The organism is Paracoccus broussonetiae (genome assembly GCF_031854425.1).
In the GTDB taxonomy this organism is placed as follows: Bacteria; Pseudomonadota; Alphaproteobacteria; order Rhodobacterales; family Rhodobacteraceae; genus Paracoccus; species Paracoccus broussonetiae.
In genome coordinates, this window is sequence record NZ_JAVRQI010000010.1 from 174,187 (window position 1) to 189,831 (window position 15,645).

General features: G+C 64.9%; 17 protein-coding genes. 11 read left to right on the forward strand and 6 right to left on the reverse strand.

Features of this window, described 5'->3' with window-relative positions:
* Window positions 1–8: 8 nt before the first annotated feature.
* Window positions 9–749, reverse strand: a complete 741-nt coding sequence (infC, locus tag RM190_RS14410) for a translation initiation factor IF-3 (RefSeq protein ID WP_311760147.1) — start codon at window positions 747–749, stop codon at window positions 9–11.
* Window positions 750–848: 99 nt separating this feature from the next.
* Here infC and RM190_RS14415 point away from each other — a divergent pair, with 99 nt between their 5' ends.
* From RM190_RS14415 to RM190_RS14435, 5 genes are all read left to right on the forward strand, one after another.
* Window positions 849–1,724 (forward strand): glycosyltransferase family 2 protein, encoded by an 876-nt coding sequence (locus RM190_RS14415; RefSeq protein ID WP_311760148.1) that lies wholly within the window; start codon window positions 849–851, stop codon window positions 1,722–1,724.
* Window positions 1,725–1,885: 161 nt separating this feature from the next.
* Window positions 1,886–2,395 (forward strand): bifunctional 3-hydroxydecanoyl-ACP dehydratase/trans-2-decenoyl-ACP isomerase, encoded by a 510-nt coding sequence (gene fabA, locus RM190_RS14420; protein ID WP_311760149.1) that lies wholly within the window; start codon window positions 1,886–1,888, stop codon window positions 2,393–2,395.
* 22 nt (window positions 2,396–2,417) lie between these two features.
* Entirely contained in the window at window positions 2,418–3,647 is a 1,230-nt protein-coding gene (fabB, locus tag RM190_RS14425; RefSeq protein WP_311760150.1) for a beta-ketoacyl-ACP synthase I, read from the forward strand.
* A gap of 6 nt (window positions 3,648–3,653) precedes the next feature.
* Window positions 3,654–4,442, forward strand: a complete 789-nt coding sequence (locus RM190_RS14430; RefSeq protein WP_311760151.1) for an enoyl-ACP reductase FabI — start codon at window positions 3,654–3,656, stop codon at window positions 4,440–4,442.
* The gene (locus tag RM190_RS14435) at window positions 4,442–5,284 is read left to right on the forward strand and encodes an alpha/beta fold hydrolase (protein WP_311760152.1); all 843 of its coding nucleotides are present in this window, start codon (window positions 4,442–4,444) and stop codon (window positions 5,282–5,284) included. Before RM190_RS14430 ends, RM190_RS14435 begins: the two co-directional genes overlap by 1 nt.
* Here RM190_RS14435 and RM190_RS14440 read toward each other — a convergent pair.
* From RM190_RS14440 to RM190_RS14460, 5 genes are all read right to left on the reverse strand, one after another.
* A complete protein-coding gene (locus RM190_RS14440) occupies window positions 5,281–5,448 on the reverse strand; it encodes a hypothetical protein (RefSeq protein ID WP_311760153.1) in 168 nt (55 codons plus the stop codon). The genes RM190_RS14435 and RM190_RS14440 overlap by 4 nt on opposite strands.
* 95 nt (window positions 5,449–5,543) lie before the next feature.
* Window positions 5,544–6,557, reverse strand: coding sequence for a hypothetical protein (locus RM190_RS14445; protein WP_311760154.1), 1,014 nt, complete (start codon window positions 6,555–6,557; stop codon window positions 5,544–5,546).
* A gap of 119 nt (window positions 6,558–6,676) precedes the next feature.
* Window positions 6,677–7,771, reverse strand: a complete 1,095-nt coding sequence (locus tag RM190_RS14450) for a DUF475 domain-containing protein (RefSeq protein ID WP_311760155.1) — start codon at window positions 7,769–7,771, stop codon at window positions 6,677–6,679.
* Window positions 7,772–7,957: 186 nt separating this feature from the next.
* On the reverse strand, window positions 7,958–9,340 hold the full coding sequence (locus tag RM190_RS14455) for a sensor histidine kinase (protein WP_311760156.1): 1,383 nt from the start codon (window positions 9,338–9,340) through the stop codon (window positions 7,958–7,960).
* Window positions 9,337–10,008, reverse strand: a complete 672-nt coding sequence (locus RM190_RS14460; protein ID WP_311760157.1) for a response regulator transcription factor — start codon at window positions 10,006–10,008, stop codon at window positions 9,337–9,339. The genes RM190_RS14455 and RM190_RS14460 overlap by 4 nt, the downstream gene beginning before the upstream one ends.
* Between RM190_RS14460 and RM190_RS14465 the strand changes: the two genes are divergently transcribed.
* The 6 genes from RM190_RS14465 to aqpZ all read left to right on the forward strand — a co-directional run bounded on the left by RM190_RS14465 (window position 10,001) and on the right by aqpZ (window position 15,565).
* On the forward strand, window positions 10,001–11,170 hold the full coding sequence (locus RM190_RS14465; RefSeq protein WP_311760158.1) for an ABC transporter substrate-binding protein: 1,170 nt from the start codon (window positions 10,001–10,003) through the stop codon (window positions 11,168–11,170). The genes RM190_RS14460 and RM190_RS14465 overlap by 8 nt on opposite strands.
* A 193-nt stretch (window positions 11,171–11,363) precedes the next feature.
* A complete protein-coding gene (locus tag RM190_RS14470; RefSeq protein WP_311760159.1) occupies window positions 11,364–12,305 on the forward strand; it encodes a Bug family tripartite tricarboxylate transporter substrate binding protein in 942 nt (313 codons plus the stop codon).
* A complete protein-coding gene (locus RM190_RS14475) occupies window positions 12,302–12,796 on the forward strand; it encodes a tripartite tricarboxylate transporter TctB family protein (protein ID WP_311760160.1) in 495 nt (164 codons plus the stop codon). The genes RM190_RS14470 and RM190_RS14475 overlap by 4 nt, the downstream gene beginning before the upstream one ends.
* A gap of 3 nt (window positions 12,797–12,799) precedes the next feature.
* Entirely contained in the window at window positions 12,800–14,317 is a 1,518-nt protein-coding gene (locus RM190_RS14480; protein ID WP_311760161.1) for a tripartite tricarboxylate transporter permease, read from the forward strand.
* Between the two features lie 155 nt (window positions 14,318–14,472).
* A complete protein-coding gene (locus RM190_RS14485; protein WP_311760162.1) occupies window positions 14,473–14,625 on the forward strand; it encodes a hypothetical protein in 153 nt (50 codons plus the stop codon).
* Window positions 14,626–14,878: 253 nt separating this feature from the next.
* Entirely contained in the window at window positions 14,879–15,565 is a 687-nt protein-coding gene (aqpZ, locus tag RM190_RS14490; RefSeq protein ID WP_311760163.1) for an aquaporin Z, read from the forward strand.
* The last annotated feature ends 80 nt before the right edge of the window (window positions 15,566–15,645 follow it).

A 15,645-nucleotide genomic window follows, 5' to 3' on the forward strand; every position in this document is an offset into this window, starting at 1 on the left:
GTCCTGCCTTATTTGGGGGCGATCATCATCACCATCTGACGCCCTTCAAGCTTGGGCATCGACTCGATCTTTCCCGCCTCGCCGACATCGCCGGCCACGCGGTTCAGAAGCTCAAGCCCAAGCTGCTGGTGCGCCATTTCGCGCCCGCGGAAGCGCAGGGTCACCTTGACCTTGTCGCCCTCGTCCAGGAACTTCATGACCGAACGCATCTTGACGTCGTAATCGTGGGTATCGGTTCCGGGGCGGAACTTGATCTCCTTGATTTCGATGATCTTCTGCTTCTTGCGCGCCTCGGCCTCGCGTTTTTGCTGTTCGTATTTGAACTTGCCGAGATCCATGATCTTGCAGACCGGGGGCACGGCATTGGGCGAAATCTCGACCAGGTCCAGCCCGGCTTCCTGTGCCAGCTCCAGACCGCGCGCAGGTGTGACGACGCCGATGTTTTCACCTTCCGCGCCGATCAGGCGGATTTCGGCGACTCGGATTCGTTCGTTGACGCGGGGGCCGGTGTCACGGGTGGGCGGAGCGTTATGCGGTCTGCGGGCTATGGCTGTCTTCCTTATATCGCCGGAGCTTTGCGCGGTTAAATAGCCCTGCAAAACGCGTATTTCAACCGGATTCGCGCAGGAATTCGGCTGTTTCGGCGGCGACGGGCCTGCTTCTGGCCCGAGGGCTCGACCCGACTTTACCACAGACGGACGGACATGCCATAGAGGCTCCGATGGGAACATCCTGACGGAGAACGCCATGTGGTTCCTTGCCGGTCCGGCAATGACGAAACCCGCTGCGCCAGACCACCGGTCCCCGAGCGCTGACCCGACCCAACCCGAATTGCGGGGTGTCGGGCAATGACACACCAGACCTTGGCCGACTTCCTCAAGGACGCGCCCGACCGGCTTCAGAAGGGGCCGATCGCGATTCTTTTGATCGAGGATGCGATCGCCGTCGGACACACCCTGGCGCATCACCTGAAATGCGGCTTCCGGCTGATCCTTGCGCTTTCCGCCGACCCCCTGCCCCCCCATGTCCTGCCCGAAGAGGCAGAGGGGCGCATCGTCAACCTGAAATTCGACACGCGCGGCCAGGATGCCCATGTCCGGGCGGTCAACGCGGTCCTGGACGTCGCGCCACCGGACATATGGATGTATTACGGCTACAACGCCGAGTTCCTGTTCTATCCGTTCTCGGAAAGCCGCACCGTGGGCGAGATGCTGGCCTTCCATACCGAAGAGCGGCGACGGGCGATGCTAAGCTATGTCGTCGATCTTTACGCCCCGGACCTGCACCGCTTCCCCGATGCCGTCAGCATCAACGAGGCGATGTTCGACCGTTCGGGCTATTTCGCGCTGGGTCGCGCCGATCGCGATGGCAAGCAGCTGGATCGCCAGCTGGATTTTCATGGCGGCCTGCGCTGGCGGTTCGAGGAACACATTCCCGCCGACCGTCGCCGGATCGACCGGATTTCACTATTCCGCAGCCAGCCAGGCCTGCGGCTTCTGTCCGACCACCGCTTCAACGTTGCGGAATACAACACCTATTCCTGCCCTTGGCACCACAATCTGACGGCTGCGGTCGCGTCGTTCCGCGTGGCCAAGGCCCTGGCGCGCAACCCCGGATCTCGTCAGCAGATCGAGACATTCGCCTGGCGCAACTCGCAACCTTTCCGCTGGCAGTCGCAGCAGTTGATGGACTTCGGCCTGATGGAGCCGGGGCAATGGTTCTGACCCAACCGCGACACGGCATCGCGTCCCGAGACGCTGCCTGTGGGCCTGCGGCCCTTGCACCTTTGCGGGCGTGAATGATAGACCCGGCCAAGGTTTCGCGCCGGGTTCCCCGATGCGGCTGCCGTTTGACGCCATGTCGGATCGAGGGAGAATAGACGCGCATGACGATGACCCGGACAAGCTTTGACAAGGAAGATCTGCTGGCCTGCGCCCGCGGAGAGCTGTTCGGCCCCGGCAATGCGCAATTGCCCGAGCCGCCGATGCTGATGATGGACCGCATCACCGAGATCTCGGCCGATGGCGGAGCCCATGGCAAGGGCCATGTCGTGGCCGAATTCGACATTACCCCCGACCTGTGGTTCTTCGCCTGCCATTTCCCCGGCAATCCGATCATGCCCGGCTGCCTTGGCCTTGACGGGCTCTGGCAGCTGACCGGCTTCAACCTTGGCTGGCGCGGCTGGCAGGGCCGCGGCTATGCACTTGGCGTGGGCGAGGTCAAGCTGACCGGCATGGTCCGCCCGGATCGCAAGCTGCTGCGCTATCATGTAGACTTCACCAAGGCGGTGCAGACCCGTCGCCTGACCATGGGCGTCGCCGACGGCCGCGTCGAGGCTGATGGCGAAGTCATCTACCAGGTCAAGGACATGAAAGTCGCGCTGTCGGAAAGCTGACTTCGAATTCAGGAGAACGCCCATGCGCCGCGTCGTCGTCACTGGTCTAGGCATCGTTTCCAGCATCGGAAACGACAAGAACGAGGTCCTTGCCGCGTTGAAGGCCGGAAAATCCGGCATCACCGCCAATGAGGACATGAAGGAATACGGTTTCCGCAGCCAAGTCGCCGGCGCGGTCAAACTGGACATCAAGGAACATGTCGACAAGCGCCTGCTGCGCTTCATGGGTCCCGGCGCGGCCTATGCCTATATCGCCATGCAGCAAGCCATCGCGGATGCGGGGCTTGAGGAAACGGATATCGTCAATCCGCGCACCGGCCTGATCGCCGGGTCCGGCGGGCCGTCGACCTCCAGCATGTTCGCGGCGCACCAGACGGTGCTGACATCGGGCGCGCCCAAGCGCATCGGCCCCTTCGCGGTGCCGAAATGCATGAGCTCGACGATCTCGGCCAACCTGTCCACGGCCTATCGCATCAAGGGCGTGAACTATTCGATCACCTCGGCCTGCTCGACCTCGCTGCATTGCATCGGGAACGCGGCCGAGCAGATCGCGATGGGCCGGCAGGACATCATGTTCGCGGGCGGCGCCGAGGAACTGGACTGGACGCTCAGCTGCCTGTTCGACGCGATGGGCGCGATGTCCTCGAAATTCAACGACCAGCCGGAAAAGGCCTCGCGCGCCTTTGACGCGAACCGGGACGGCTTCGTCATCTCGGGCGGTGGCGGCATCCTCGTGCTTGAGGAACTGGAACACGCCAAGGCGCGCGGTGCCAAGATCTATGCCGAAGTGACCGGCTATGCCGCGACCTCTGACGGGCATGACATGGTGGCCCCTTCGGGCGAAGGCGGCGAACGCGCCATGCGCCTTGCGCTGGAAACGCTGCCGCAAGGACGCAAGGTCGGGTATATCAACGCACATGGCACCTCGACCCCGGTGGGCGACGTGGGCGAAGTCGAGGCCGTGCGCCGCGTCTTTGGCCTGGGCGCGACGCCCCCGATCTCGTCCACCAAGTCGATGACCGGCCACAGCCAGGGCGCGACCGGCGCACAAGAGGCGATCTATTGCCTTCTGATGCTGGAAAACGATTTCATCGCCCCCTCGATCAATGTCGAGACGCTGGACGCCGCAATTCACGAACGTGAAATCGCGACGAAGCTTGTCGAAAACGCCGGGCTTGATACGGTGATGACCAATTCCTTCGGCTTCGGCGGCACGAACGGTTCGATGCTGCTGTCCAAGTATATCGGATAATCGACCATGACAGACTTGATGAAGGGGAAGCGCGGCCTTGTGATGGGGGTCGCGAATGACCGCTCGATCGCGTGGGGCATCGCCAAGGCGCTGGCCGACCAGGGCGCGGAGCTGGCCTTTTCATACCAGGGCGACGCCTTCGGCAAGCGGGTCGAACCGCTGGCGCAATCGGTCGGATCGGATTTCCTGCTGGACGTGAACGTCCTTGACGACGCGTCGCTGGATGCGGCCTTCGATCAGATCGGGCAACGCTGGGGCAAGCTGGACTTCCTGGTCCATGCCATCGCCTTTTCCGACAAGAACGAGCTGACCGGTCGCTTCGTCGATACCTCGCGCGAGAACTTCAAGAACTCGCTGACCATCTCGTGCTATTCGCTGGTCGACGTGGCGCGCCGCGCGCGTCCGCTGATGACCGATGGTGGCTCGATCATCACCCTGACCTATGGCGGGTCGAACCGGGTGACGCCCTTCTACAACGTCATGGGCGTCGCCAAGGCGGCGCTGGAATCGGCGGTCCGTTACCTGGCCAACGACCTCGGCCCCGAAAACATCCGCGTCAACGCGATCAGCCCCGGCCCGATGAAGACGCTGGCTGGCGCGGCCATCGGTGGCGCGCGCAAGACCTATCGCCATACCGAGGCGAACGCCCCCCTGCGCGCCAATGCCACGCTGGAAGCGATCGGCGGCACCGCTGTCTGGCTGTGTTCGGACTGGGGTGCCTGCACCACGGGCGAAACCGTGCTGGTCGATGGCGGCTATCACATCCTTGGGATGCCGCAATCGGAAAACCTGTGATGGAACCCCGCCACTTCGTCGCGGGGGATGGCGCGCGCCTTGCCTTTCGCGACGAGGGCGAGGGGCTGCCGATTCTGGCTCTGTCCGGGCTGACGCGGACGGGGGGCGATTTCGACTATGTCGCGCCGCTGCTGGACGGGGTCAGGCTGATCCGCCCCGATTATCGCGGCCGGGGCGCGTCGGATTGGACGGGCGCCGACAGCTATACCGTCCAGCAAGAGGCGCGCGACGCGCTGGACCTGCTCAACCATCTTGAGATCGAGCAGGCGGCGATCCTGGGCACATCGCGCGGTGGGCTGATCGGCATGTATCTGGCCGCCACCTCGGGCAACCGGCTGCATGGGCTTTGCCTGAACGATGTCGGCCCAATGCTGGCGCGCGCAGGGCTTGAAAAGATCAAGGATTACGTCGGCCGCAATCCCGCCGCCCGCAGCCATGCCGAACTGGCCGCCAAGCTGCCCAAGCTGATGCCCGAATTTCGCAATGTGCCCGCCAGCCGCTGGCTGGCCGAGGCCCTGCGCCATTACCGCGAAACGCCCGAGGGTCTGAAGATCACCTATGATCCGGCGCTGCGCGACGCCACGCTTTCGGCCTTTGGCGGACCGGATATCGACCTGTGGCCACTGTTTGACACCATGCGGGATCTTCCGCTGGCACTGATCCGGGGTGGCAATTCCGACCTGCTGTCAGCCGAGGTCGCGGCCGAAATGCAGCGCCGCCGTCCCGACATGATCTTTGCCGAGGTTCCCGATCGCGGCCATGTCCCCTTCCTGGACGAGCCGCCGGCGCTGCAGGCGATCCGCGAATGGCTTTTGCTGATCCGCCAGGGATCGCGCGTCTAGTTCGCGGTGGCCGCACCCACGGTCGCGCCCGCGACGGCACCGACCGGGCCGCCGACCACGGCGCCCCCGATGCCTCCGGTCGCGGCGCGTTCGGTCGGGTTATCCCCGCATCCCGCAAGGATCAGCATCGCGCCCCCGATCAGGGCTGCAGACAGGATCTTCATGGTGGTATCCTTTCCGTTTTCTGCTAGCGGCGGTTAGCCGCTTCCTGAAAAGGACGCGGAAAGGGCGGGTCGGGTTCCCTGCGGGCAGTCCGACCCTACAGCCCGGTCAGGGGCTGGCTGGTGACGACCTCCCACACGATTTCCTGCATTCGCCGCGCAAGTTCGGGCGAAGGCGCGCGCGCCGGGGTGCCGTCCGCGTGCATCAACTGGCGCGGCAAGCCGACCGGACTTTTGCCATAGATGACCGCGTAATGCGTCAGCGCGACAAGATAGAAGCCAAGGTCGTTCGGATGGATCGGATCAAGGCTGCCATCGGGCTGGCGACCGAACAGGTCCTCGCGGCTTTTCAGTTCGGCGATACCGCCCTTGGCCTCGGCCTCGGTCACCAGACGGGCCATGACCTGCCCCGCCGGGATCAGCCAGACCGGACGGCCCGCCGCGCGAGTTGCCGACCACAGAAGCTGGCTCCACAGCTGGTCCAGATCCTGCGGCAAGCGCGCCAGCCAGTCCGGTTTCGCGTCCAGCCGGGGCCATGTCTCATACAGGAAGACCTGCACGTCCGGGTTGTCGGCCACCGCCTCAGCCGCCCATTTGCCGGCATAGGTGATCGCGTCCTTGTAAAGGATCGCATCCTTCAGATCGACCATTTCGGTCATGACGAAGGCGGCGTAGTCGCGACTGGCCAGCGCCTTGTGGGCGTCGCGGTAACGGGGCGTGACATTTTCCTGCGCGAAGCCATTGATGGTCTCACCCGGTTCGAAATGCTCGCGAAGCGCCGTGCCCCAGCCCAGTTGCAGGGCATAATCATGCCCGGCAAGCTGCGCCAGCATCGCCGGCATGTCCCGTCCGACCAGGCTGTGGCCAAGGTGATAGACCGGGATCGGGCCGTCCGGCAGGATGCGCTTCTGTTCGTAAAGGGACAGGACATCCTGCCCGCTGTCATGGGCGGGCATGGCCTGCGGCATCATGCGCCATGATCCGAACGCGATCATCGCCAGCGCGGCGGCGATCAGTCCTGCGCGGGGCACCCAGCCGCCCCGCCAGCGAAAGGCCAGATAGAACGCGGCCAACACCGCAAGCGCAAGAATCAGGAAGGTCACGTAACGCACGTAAATTACTCGTTCAAAAGAAACACCGGGGCCATGTTACACCGCCCTGTCGCGCGCGGGCAGAAAAAAGGCCGCCCCCGCTGTCCGGGGACGGCCAATGTCGTTGCGATGGCGAACGATCAGCCCTTTGCCACCCGCTTGCGGTTCCAGCGGATCGAGGACCAGAGCGAGATGCCGATCAGCGTCGCGCCGCCAAGGCCGGTGATGACCTCGGGGATATGCATCAGCGGCTGGATGAACATGATGATCGACAGTGCGATGATCGCGTAGAACGCGCCATGCTCAAGGAAGCGGTATTCGGCCAGGGTGCCGCGCTCGACCAGCATGATGGTCATCGAGCGGACATACATCGCGCCGATGCCAAGGCCGATAGCGATGACGAACAGGTTGTGGGTCAGCGCGAACGCACCGATCACGCCGTCGAAGCTGAACGAAGCATCCAGAACCTCAAGATACAGGAACGCGCCCAGACCACCCTTGGCGCCCGCCTGCAGCGTCTGTTTCTGCGTGCTGTCCAGAAGCCCGCCGAGAACCTCGACCAGCAGGAAGGTCAGAAGACCCCAGATCGCCGAGCGGAAGAAGATCTCGGATTCCGCCTCGCCCAGGAAGCGCGAGAAGATCAGGACGGTGACCAGCACGACCGCGACCTCGATGCCGCGGATGGTGGCATAGCGGGTCATCTTGTCTTCCAGCCAGCGAACCCAGTGCACGTCCTTTTCATGGTCGAAGAAGAACGACAGGCCGACCATCATCAGGAAGGTGCCGCCGAAGGCCGCGATGGGCAGGTGCGCGTCGTGCATGATCGCGGAATACTGGTCGGGCTGGGTCGCAGCCAGAACCATCGCTTGCCAGGGGCCGATATTGGCAGCGATCACGACGATCAGCAGAGGGAAGACGATCCGCATGCCGAAAACGGCAATGATGATACCCCAGGTCAGGAAGCGGCGCTGCCAGGCCGGGGTCATGTCCTTCAGCTTGTTCGCGTTGACGATGGCGTTGTCGAAACTGAGCGAGATCTCAAGCACCGCAAGAACGGCACAGATGAAAAAGACGGACAGCGTCCCGCCGACCGTGCCGGTCGATTGCCACCCTAGCACCGCGCCCAGCGCCAGGCCGATGGCCGTGACGATGAAGGACCAGCGGAAATAGCTGAGGGTGGATGATTGGGCTCCATTCGCGGTTCCCCCCGCGAGAGGGTTGCTTCCTTGCTGCATGATAAGACTAGGGTCCAGGCGGCTGGTAAAAGATCGATGCCGACATCACGAACGTGCCGCCACGTTTCGCCAGAGGGGCCCGGACACCAAACTGTATTCACGAAAACGCGAATGGCGGGAAAATGGGGGCTCCATTCGCAGAACGCAAGCCTGATCTTCCAGTTTTGCGCTATCAGCGCTTTCGGATCACGCGTCGGACAGCGGAAAACGGATGCGGGCGCAAAGGCCCCTGCCCCCTTTTCCATCATGAAGACCAAGCGCCCCGCCGAAAAGTCGTGCGATTTCCTCGACAACCGGCAGGCCGAGCCCCATGCCCGGTCCATGCGTGCGGCCACGGGCAAAACGGCTGATCGCGGCGCTTCGCGCCTCGGCCGGGATGCCGGGTCCGTCATCCTCGACCTCCAGAATCGCCGAATCGCCTTCGCGACGGGCTCGGACGGTGACGACAGCGCCCGGCCCGGTATGCAGAAGCGCGTTCGCGATCAGGTTCTGCAGCGCCTCGCCCAGAAGCAGCGGTTCGGCCCGGACCGGAAGAGCGCCTACATCGCCCTCATAGCCCAGATCTATGCCGGCCTCGGCGGCCTCGGGGATCCGCTCGGCGGTCTGGGCGCGGGCAAAGCCGGCCAGGTCCAGCGTTCCATGCGAACGCCCCGACGCGGCATCAACACGGGCAAGCAGCAGCAATTGCGCCAGGATCCGTTCGGCATGGGCGACCGCGGCATCGCCCTTGGCCGCCGCCGCCTGCGCGTCCCCAAGGTTCGAGGCGCGGGCGGCAAGTGCAAGCTGGGTGCGGACCACGGCCAAGGGCGTGCGCAATTGATGCCCGGCATTGCCACTGAAGTTCCGCAGCCCGTCCAGTGCCGATTTCAGCCGCGACATGAACAGGTTGATCGTCCCGACCAGACCGCGCACCTCGGACGGGACCGGCGTCTCGACCGGGCTCAGGTCGTCGGGACTTCGTTCGGCAATGGCGTCGCCCAGCCGATACAGCGGCCGAAGCGAAATCGTGACCGCCAGCGCGACAATCGCCGCCGCACCCAGGATCATCAGCGAAAGCCGCAGGGCCGAGCGCATCATGATCGCACGCGTCAGTTCGACCCGCGCCTTGGTGGTCTCGGCCACGGTCACGACAAAGGGCACCTCGTCGATCCCGGTCGAAGCCGCGCGCGCAAGGCTGGCGACGCGCACCGGCTCGCCCCGGAAAACGCCGGTCGAAAAGGCCGGATCTCCCCCCTGCACGGCATTCGCCACGGGCAGATCGTCATAGCCCGTCACGACGTGGCCGGGCGGTCCATCGACCCGGTAAAACACACGGTCCTCGGCAGCGGAACTCAGCATTTCCAGCGCGCCATAGGGAATGTCGATGGCGATAAGCCCGTTTTCGTCCAGCGAGGCGCGTTCGGCGATCACCAGCGCCGACCCGGCCAGCACACGGTCGGCCAGCGCGGTCGCCATGCGTTCAGCCTCGCTCCGGGTGTCAAGCAGCGCCAATACGCCAAGGGCCGCTGTCGCCACCAGCAGCCAGACCAGCAGGCGGCGCCGGATCGAGAATGGCCCGTGCCGCGTCACGGCGAGGCCCGGTCAAGGTAATATCCGATCCCGCGTGCGGTCCGGACGGTCAGGCCCGCAGGCGCAAGGCGCTTGCGAAGGCGGCTGACATATTGCTCGATCGCATTGGCGGACAGGTCATCCTCCAACGAGGTCAGGGATTGCACGATGGCTTCGCGCGGCACCACCTTGCCCGCCCGGGTAATCAGCAGTTCCAGCAGCCCCCGTTCCCGCGCCGGCAGGTCCAGAAGCTGCCCTTCGACCAGAAAGCTGCGGCTGTTCTGGTCGAAACTCAATCCGCCGAAGCTGACGGTCGCATTGCGCAGGCCCGCCTGTCGCCGCAGCAGCGAGCGGATCCGCGCCTCGAACTCGCCGATGTCGAAGGGCTTGATCAGATAGTCGTCCGCGCCAAGATCCAGCCCGCGCACCCGTTCCTCGGGTGAACCGCGCGCGGTCAGGATCATTACCGCGGCCGTGTTCCGTCGCCCGCGCATGGCGCGCAGCACCTCGAGCCCGTCCATCTGCGGCAGGTTCAGATCAAGGATGACCAGATCGAAGCTTTCGGCCGCCGCCAGCGCCTCGGCAGAGGCCCCGTCATGGACCACGTCCACGGCATAGCCCGCCTGCCGAAGCAGCGCCGAAAGCCCTTCGGCCAGCGAAAGATTGTCCTCGACCAGCAAGATGCGCACGCCCGTCCTCCCTTACCGGCAGAACCTAGCCTCATGCGCGGCGCTTGTGAACGGCGCCGGGCTGGGGCAATCTTGGCCGATCATGCGCCTGCCCGCCCTATTGCCAGCAATCGCTGCCTTCCTTGCGCTTTCTGTCGCAACCTCGGGGGCGCAGACGGTCCTGTTTCCCGCCCCTTCCGGCACCTCGGCGCGGGAAATCGTCGTCTATTCCTCGCTCGACAACGACCTGGCCGCGCCCTTGCTGCAGGCGTTTCAGGCCCGGCATCCGGATCTGGCGGTGCGCTATGACAACCTGCTGACCGGCGAGTTGCATGAACGCATCGTGCGCGAGACGCGCCAGGGCACCGGCACGGCGGATTTCGCCTTTTCATCGGCAATGGACCTGCAGATCAAGCTGGCGAATGACGGCTTTGCCCGCGCGGTCGTGACGCCCGACACGCCGGACTGGCCGGATTGGGCGAACTGGCGGGACACGGCCTATGCCCTGACATTCGAACCCGCGGTCTTTGCCTATCACAAGCCCAGCTTTGCCGGGCAGGAACCGCCCGCCACCCGCGCGGATCTGGTGCGCTGGATCGCGGGGCATCCAGATCAGGCGCGGGGGCGGATCGGCACCTATGACATCGCCCGCTCTGGCGTGGGTTATCTGTTCATGGCGCGCGACCAGGAACTTTACCCCGGCATCTGGTCGGTGGTGCAGGCGATGGGACGCGCGGGCGTCCAGCAATTTCCGACCAGCAGCGCCCTGCTTGAGCGGATCTCGGACGGCAGGCTGGCGATCGGATACAACCTTCTGGGCTCTTATGCGGCGGATTGGGCGCGGCGGCATCCCGATGTCGGGCTGATCCTGCCGCGCGATTTCACCGTCGTCGTCTCGCGCGTGGCTCTGGTTCCCGCGGCGGCGCGCCACCCCGAACTGGGGGCCGAGCTTCTGTCCTTTCTGATGTCCCCCGAGGGGCAGACCCTGCTTTCACGGACGCTGCGCCTGTCCGCCGTCAGCCTTGAGGTCGCGGGGCAGCAAAGCCCTGCGGGCGGGATGCAGGATCTGGCCGGGTTGCGGCTGAAGCCGGTGCCGGTCAGTCCGGGGCTTCTGGCCTATCTGGATCAGGCGACGCGCGCCAAGCTGCTGGCCCGCTGGACCGAGGCCATTTCGGGGCGCTGACCCCCCGCTTCCGATTTTTTCGCGCCATGTCAGGTTCGTGACAGGTTCCTGTGGTGGAACTGTCGCCGGATCGGTCCCTGTGCCGATCCGGGAGGATGCCCGGCGCTTTGGGAGAAGCGCGGGTTTCTGATCAGAACAAGACTTATGCGACCGCTCCGGCATCGACCGTCGCGGCGCCTTGCGGAGGAATGTCATGAAGCACTTCGTTCTCGTCAGCCTGTTTGCCGGCGCCGTCGCCATGCCCGCCCTGGCCGACTATACCATCATCGCGCCTGCCAACCCCGGCGGTGGCTGGGACCAGACCGCGCGCACCATGCAGACCGTCCTGCAAGAGGAAGGCATCTCGAAATCGGTGCAGGTCCAGAACGTCCCCGGCGCGGGCGGCACCATCGGCCTTGCGCAATTCGCCAGCCAGAACAAGGGCAACCCGGACGCACTGATCGTCGGCGGCTATGTCATGGTGGGCGCCATCCTGACCAACAATTCGCCCGTCTCGCTGAAGGACGTGACCCCGATCGCGCGCCTGACCGGCGAGTATGAGGCGATCGTGGTCCCCGCTGCCTCGCCCATCAAGGACATTGCCGGTCTGGTCGAGGCACTGAAAGCCGATCCGGGTGCTGTCAGCTGGGCAGGTGGCTCGGCCGGTGGCACCGACCACATCGCCGTGGGCCTGATCGCCAAGGCTGCGGGCGTCGATCCGACCAAGATCAACTACATCGCCTATTCCGGCGGTGGCGAGGCGCTGGCCGCGATCCTTGGCAACCAAGTGACGGCAGGCATTTCCTCGCTGGGCGAATTCGATGCGCAGATCAAGGCGGGCACCCTGCGCCTGCTGGCCGTCTCGTCCCCCGAGCGTGTCGAGGGCGCCGACGCCCCGACCCTGAAGGAGGCCGGGCTGGACGTCGAACTGCAGAACTGGCGGATGGTCGCCGCCGCTCCGGGCCTGTCGGACGAACAGAAGGCCAAGGTGACCGCCGACATCGAGAAGATGGTGAAATCCGAAAACTGGCAGAAACAACTGGCCGACAAGGGCTGGTCGGACACCTATCTGGCCGGTCCCGAATTCGACACCCAGCTTGAGAAGGACGTCTCCTCGACGCAGACGGTCCTCAAGGACATCGGTCTGGTGAAATGAGCGCAAGCGACCCGAAAATGCCGCGCCGCCGTGATACGGCGGCGCTTGCCATCGCCGCGGGCCTCGCCATCGTCGCGGGCGTGATGCTGTGGGACAGCGCGCGCCTTGCCGATCTTGGCGGCTATTCCGGTGTCGGTCCGGCCAGCGTGCCGCGCGTCGTGTCCTTCGGCCTGCTGGGCCTGGCCCTCTGGACCGTGATCGCGGCGGTGAAGGGCGATTTCCCCGACCGCCCCGCGCAGAACATCCCGCCGGTCCTGTGGATCGTGGCCGGTTTGGCCGCGCAACTTCTGCTGCTGCACGCCGCGGGCTTCTCGATCGCGACGGGCGTCCTGTTCGCCTTCACCGCGCGGGCCTTCGGCAAGCGCAATCTGGCGATGACAATCCCGGTGGGCATCGTCTTCTCCTTTGCCGTCTGGGTGGTCTTTGCCCAGCTTCTGATGCTGCACCTGCCTGCAGGGCCGCTTGAACATCTGTTTTTCCCGGGGGGCTGACGTATGGGCGCGTTCGATTTCCTGATGCAGGGCCTGGTCACCGCAGCCGAGCCGATGATGCTGCTTTACGCGCTGATCGGCGTGACGCTGGGCACCGCTGTCGGCGTCCTGCCCGGCATTGGCCCAGCACTGACCGTGGCACTGCTGCTGCCCGTCACCTATCGGCTGGACCCGGCGGGTTCGCTGATCATGTTCGCGGGCATCTATTATGGTGGGATGTATGGTGGTTCGACCACCTCGATCCTGCTGAACACGCCGGGCGAAAGCGCCTCGATCATCACCGCGCTGGAAGGCAACAAGATGGCCCGCAAGGGCCGTGGCGGGCCGGCACTGGCGACAGCCGCCATCGGCTCGTTCGTCGCGGGCCTGATCGCCACGCTGCTGCTGGCCTTTCTTGCACCCAGCATCGTCAAGGTGGCGCTGGTCTTTGGCCCGCGCGAATATTTCGCGCTGATGGTACTGGCCTTCGTCACCGTTTCGGCCGCATTCGGCGATTCCGCGCTGCGGGGCCTTACCTCGCTGTTCCTGGGGCTGGCGCTGGCCTGTGTCGGCATCGACCAGCTGACCGGACAGGCACGCCTGTCCTTTGGCGTGCCCGAGCTTCTGGACGGGATCGAGGTCACGACCATGGCTGTCGCCATGTTCGCCATCGGCGAGGCACTGTTCATCGCCGGCCAGATGAACCAGCACGAGGATGAGGTCACCGCCGTCAAGGGTTCCGTCTGGATGAGCCGCAATGACTGGGCGCGGTCGTGGAAACCGTGGCTGCGCGGAACCGCGCTTGGTTTCCCGATCGGCGCAATGCCCGCTGGCGGGGCCGAGATCGGCACATTCCTCAGCTATGCGACCGAGAAGAAGCTGACCAAGCACCCCGAGGAATTCGGCAATGGCGCGATCGAAGGCGTCGCCGGGCCCGAGGCCGCCAACAACGCCTCGGCTGCGGGGACTCTGGTGCCACTGCTGACGCTGGGCCTGCCGACCTCGGCCACGGCGGCAATCATGCTGGCGGGGTTCCAGCAGTTCGGCCTGCAACCGGGACCGCTTCTGTTCGCCACCAACCCGACTCTGGTCTGGGGGTTGATCGCCTCGCTTCTGATCGCGAACGCCATGCTTCTGGTGCTGAACCTGCCCCTGATCGGGCTGTGGGTGAAGCTGCTGACCGTTCCGAAACCTTGGCTTTACGCGGGCATCCTGCTGTTCGCGACGCTGGGCACCATTGGCGCCAACCCCTCGACATTCGAGCTGGGGATGCTGCTGGGCTTTGGCGTGCTGGGCTATGTGATGCGTCTGTTCGGATACCCCATCGCGCCGATCGTCGTCGGCCTGATCCTTGGTCCGATGGCAGAACAGCAGCTGCGCCGCGCGCTGTCGATCAGCCAGGGCGACTGGACCGTGCTGGTGCAATCGCCCATCGCCGCGACGCTTCTGGGGATCGCCGCGCTGGCGCTGATCGTCCCGCTGATCCTGCGCGCCCGTGGCAAGGGCCAGGTCCTGGCCCAGCTGGGCGGGGACGAGGATTAACCATCCGACGCGCCCCGCCCCCCGCGGGGCGCGTACACATTCCGTGCCATGCGGGGAAAGCATGGCGGACTTGCCCTTTTGCTGCGTTGCAGAAACAGGGCGGCAAGCCCATCTGAACGGTATCGAGATTTCACGAGACCAGACAGGTGGCAAAGATGACCGTCCTTCAATCCCTCCGTTCGGCTTTCAGCACGTTCCGTGCCGCGATCCATGCCGCGTCGGCCGTCGAGATGCACAAGATCCCGTCTGCGCGTGACCTTGGAAAGCTGGGGATCGACCGCGCGGCGTTCCAGCGGATCCACCTGTAAACACCCCATCCGCATCCTGCCGGATGCGAGCCTGCCCGACTGTGCGCCGCCCGTGATTCTGCCGATCCGGGCGGCGATTTTCTGTGCGGAACATGGATTTAAGGCTCTCTCCTGACATGCAGCCGGGCTGCAACAGTCCGACGCAAGCGGATGATTGCCGATGAAGTTTTGTTTCACGCCCATGTGACTCGGTGACACCATCGCCGCGTCGGCCACCAAGGATGACCGGCGCATCGTCATGTGGAGTGGAATTATGCAGAAGCAATTGGGCGCGGAAGCTCTCGGCACCTTCTGGCTGGTCTTCGGGGGCTGCGGCAGCGCGATCCTTGCCGCGGGCGTCCCCAATCTTGGAATCGGCTTTGCCGGGGTTGCCCTGGCCTTCGGCCTGACGGTCGTGACCATGGCCTATGCCGTGGGCGGGATCTCGGGCGGGCATTTCAACCCGGCCGTCACCATTGGTCTTACCGTCGCCGGGCGATTTCCCGGTTCTCGGGTCGTCCCCTATATCGTCGCGCAGCTTGTGGGCGCGATCCTGGCGGCGGCCGTTCTTTACGTGATCGCCTCGGGCAAGACCGGTGCCGATCTTGGCAGCTTTGCCGCAAACGGCTACGGCGCGGCCTCTCCCGACGGTTATTCGATGCTGTCGGGCCTTGTGATCGAGATCGTGCTGACGGCCTTCTTCCTGATCGTCATCCTGGGCGTCACCCATGGCCGCGCGCCGGTCGGGTTCGGCCCGCTGGCAATCGGCCTTGCCCTGACGCTGATTCACCTGATCTCGATCCCGGTCACCAACACCTCGGTCAACCCGGCACGCTCGACCAGCCAGGCGCTGTTCGCGGGTGGCACGGCCCTGTCGCAGCTGTGGCTGTTCTGGGTCGCGCCGATCGTGGGCGCCGCGATCGGCGCCCTGATCTGGAAAGCGGTGGGCGAAACCGACTGACCCTGAAAAGCCGGCCAGCCGCTACTCGACGGTAACGGATTTAGCGAGGTTTCGCGGCTGGTCGACGTCGGTGCCCTTTG